At 52.1% G+C, this 716-nt stretch carries 1 rRNA gene; it reads right to left on the bottom strand.

The window, feature by feature from the left end:
• Positions 1-505: ribosomal RNA gene (locus HHU12_RS34320) — 16S ribosomal RNA — on the bottom strand; the annotation flags it as partial.
• Positions 506-716 lie beyond the last annotated feature (211 nt).

Consider the following 716-nt stretch of genomic DNA (forward strand, 5'->3'; position numbering starts at 1 on the left):
GCCGGTGCTTCTTCTGCGGGTAACGTCAATCGATGAGGTTATTAACCTCACTGCCTTCCTCCCCGCTGAAAGTGCTTTACAACCCGAAGGCCTTCTTCACACACGCGGCATGGCTGCATCAGGCTTGCGCCCATTGTGCAATATTCCCCACTGCTGCCTCCCGTAGGAGTCTGGACCGTGTCTCAGTTCCAGTGTGGCTGGTCATCCTCTCAGACCAGCTAGGGATCGTCGCCTAGGTGAGCCGTTACCCCACCTACTAGCTAATCCCATCTGGGCACATCTGATGGCATGAGGCCCGAAGGTCCCCCACTTTGGTCTTGCGACGTTATGCGGTATTAGCTACCGTTTCCAGTAGTTATCCCCCTCCATCAGGCAGTTTCCCAGACATTACTCACCCGTCCGCCGCTCGTCACCCGAGAGCAAGCTCTCTGTGCTACCGCTCGACTTGCATGTGTTAGGCCTGCCGCCAGCGTTCAATCTGAGCCATGATCAAACTCTTCAATTTAAGTTTGATGCTCAAAGAATTAAACTTCGTAATGAATTACGTGTTCACTCTTGAGACTTGGTATTCATTTTTCGTCCGAGGACGTTAAGAATCCATGTCACTTTGAGTGCCCACACAGATTGTCTGATAAATTGTTAAAGAGCAGTGCCGCTTCGTTTTCGCTGCGGCTCGGGGTGTGCATATTACGCTTTCCCGCTGCAGAGTCAAGCAT

The sequence above is a fragment of the Flammeovirga aprica JL-4 genome (assembly GCF_012844305.1).
Lineage (GTDB): Bacteria > Bacteroidota > Bacteroidia > Cytophagales > Flammeovirgaceae > Flammeovirga > Flammeovirga aprica.